The sequence below is a fragment of the Dickeya sp. MK7 genome, assembly GCF_000406305.1.
In the GTDB taxonomy this organism is placed as follows: domain Bacteria; phylum Pseudomonadota; class Gammaproteobacteria; order Enterobacterales; family Enterobacteriaceae; genus Dickeya; species Dickeya fangzhongdai.
This window is the reverse complement of the sequence record NZ_AOOO01000054.1, coordinates 1-1,088: the sequence shown is the minus strand read 5'-3', so window position 1 is coordinate 1,088 and position 1,088 is coordinate 1. Positions and strand designations below refer to the sequence as shown.

Genomic DNA, 1,088 nt, shown 5'->3' with positions numbered 1-1,088 from the left:
GATTCGGACAGCATCCGAAGATCGCCTTAGAAGGGCCGAATTCGCGGTTCGCATAGCCGACGTGCTTTCAGAGCTTAGTTTGCGCGAAGGCCGAGTGTTCGCTATTCGTGGGGGATGGGGCTTCGGCAAATCATCACTGAAAAACCTCATCACCGAACGGCTCAATGCCAAGAAAAACGGAGCAGACTGGCTCGACTTTAACCCCTGGCAATGGGGAGACGGCGACGCAATCGCCCGCGCGCTATTTGGCCAGATAGCAGATAGCTTAGGAGGCGAGTATTCGAAGGCAGCACGCGACCGTGCCGAGGCACTGCGACGCTACGGCGCGATCCTCACAGGAGTCGGTAAGCCTCTTAAAGAGGCCGGGAGTTCAGGCCTTCTTATCTCGGCGGTGCTAACAAATGCCTCGGTTATAGCGATCGCGTCGGCCATTGGATATGACCTTCCGACGGTCGCAAAGGTTGCGGCTGTTCTTGCCTTTCTCTCGGTCGTAGTACCTCTTCTCGGACGCGTGCTATCGCATCTCGGGCGTGACCATAGCGGCGAGTCTCTCGATAAGGTACGCAGATCGCTTGAAGCTCGTCTTCGCGAACTTGACCGGCCGCTGGTTGTCTTCGTTGACGACATTGACCGGCTCGAGCCTGAGCAGATCAGGATGCTGCTTCGTCAGGTAAAGGCGAATGCTAATCTACCGAATATTGTTTTTGTGCTCCTGTTCCAGCCCAGTATCGTAGAAAGGGCACTCGATCCGGTTGCCGACAACGACGGCCGAGCCTTCCTTGAAAAGGTCGTGCAGGCTAGCTTTGATCTACCGGCCGTCCCGACATCGATCGTGCATCGTATGTTCGAGGCAGAACTCTCTAAAATGGCAGGCCCCTATGCGATCGAGGCAAACGGGTTCTCTCAGAGGCGCTGGGGTAACGCTTGCATTGGCTGCATCCATCCCCTACTTCGCAACATGCGTGATGCACGTCGTCTCATCTCATCCATTGCTGTACACATGCCACTGCATGTGGTCGGCAATGTATTCGAGGTGAACATTGTAGATTTCCTGCTTCTGGAGACACTCCGGGTCTTCGTGTAAGCGC

1 protein-coding gene is annotated in these 1,088 nt (G+C 55.6%); it reads left to right on the top strand.

Annotated features, from left to right (window positions below):
• Positions 1 to 1,084: P-loop NTPase fold protein (locus DXXMK7_RS00055; protein ID WP_238555960.1), on the top strand; the 1,084-nt coding region annotated here is incomplete at its 5' end.
• Positions 1,085 to 1,088: the final 4 nt, after the last annotated feature.